This is a genomic window from Streptomyces klenkii (assembly GCF_003626645.1).
Taxonomy (GTDB): Bacteria; Actinomycetota; Actinomycetes; order Streptomycetales; family Streptomycetaceae; genus Streptomyces; species Streptomyces klenkii.
The window spans coordinates 1-1,229 of record NZ_RBAM01000121.1; the positions used below are offsets into that span (position 1 = coordinate 1).

Annotated in this window: 2 protein-coding genes; one reads left to right on the forward strand and one right to left on the reverse strand. The window is 78.2% G+C overall.

The features are described 5' to 3' along the window. The first annotated feature begins 75 nt into the window (after window positions 1-75). Window positions 76-834 carry an SDR family oxidoreductase gene (locus tag D7231_RS35085; protein ID WP_120760420.1) on the forward strand — a complete coding sequence of 253 codons (759 nt, stop codon included), beginning with the start codon at window positions 76-78 and terminating at the stop codon, window positions 832-834. A 16-nt stretch (window positions 835-850) separates the two neighbouring features. Here D7231_RS35085 and D7231_RS35090 read toward each other — a convergent pair. Next, window positions 851-1,229, reverse strand: a 379-nt coding sequence (locus D7231_RS35090) for a sensor histidine kinase (protein ID WP_147449897.1), incomplete at its 5' end; no start/stop codon positions are given.

A 1,229-nucleotide genomic window follows, 5' to 3' on the forward strand; every position in this document is an offset into this window, starting at 1 on the left:
CGCTGCGTGCCGCCTGAACGTCCGCTGGGAGTATGGCCGCAGTCATCTGCGGTGCGGAGCGAGGAGCGTGGTGGAGTGGATCTCGGACTGGCGGAGCGCGTCTACGTCGTGACCGGCGGCAGCAAGGGCCTGGGCTTCGCGACGGCCGAGGCCCTGGTCGCGGACGGCGCCCGGGTGCTGATCTCCTTGCGCGACGAGCGGAACGTGGCCGCGGCGGTCGAGAGGCTGGGCGGCGCGGAGGGCCGGGCGGCCGGGGCGGTGGCGCACCTCGGGGACCCCGAGGCGGCGGAACGGCTGGTGGCCGCCGTGCTGGAACGCTTCGGGCGGCTGGACGGCGCGCTGGTCTCCGTCGGCGGGCCGCCGCCGGGGACGGCCGCCTCGGCGGGGGACGAGCAGTGGCGGGCGGCGTTCGAGTCGGTCTTCCTCGGCGCGGTGCGCACGGCCAGGACCGTCATCGGGCGCCTCGCGGCGGGCGGCGCGGTGGGCCTGGTGCTCTCCTCCTCGGCCCGCTCCCCGATCCCGGGCCTCGGCATCTCCAACGGCCTGCGCCCCGGGCTCGCCATGGTCGCCAAGGACATGGCGGACGAGTTCGGCCCGGCCGGCATCCGCGTCTTCGGCCTCCTGCCGGGGCGGGTCGCCACGGACCGGATGCGCGAGCTCGACGCCGGCGCCGACGAGGCGGCCCGCGCCCGCGCCCTGGAGGCGATCCCGCTGCGCCGCTACGCCACCCCCGAGGAATTCGGCCGCACCGCCGCCTTCCTCCTCTCCCCGGCCGCCTCCTACCTCACCGGCCTCACCCTCCCCGTGGACGGCGGCGCCCTCCGCACGCCCTGAGCACGGCCCGCCGCCTTCACGGCTCCCGCTCCGGCGGCGGTGGCGGCAGAGTCAGGCGGAAGGTCGCGCCGTGGGGTTCGGCCGGGGCGTGGGTGAGGGTGCCGCCGTGGGCTTGGGCCAGGGCGGCGGCGATGGACAGGCCCAGGCCCGTGCCGCCGTCGTGGGGGCGGGCCGGGTCCGCGCGGTAGAGGCGGTCGAAGACGCGGGAGGCGTGCTCGGGCGGGATACCGGGGCCCGTGTCGGCCACCTCCGCCACGGCCGTTCCCCCCGGGCCCGTGGCCGTGCGGACGGCGATCGCGGCGCCCGGCGGCGTGTGGCGCAGGGCGTTGGTCAGCAGGTTGCTCAGGATCTGCCGCACCCGCAGCGGGTCCCCGAACGCCAGGGCCGGGCCCGGT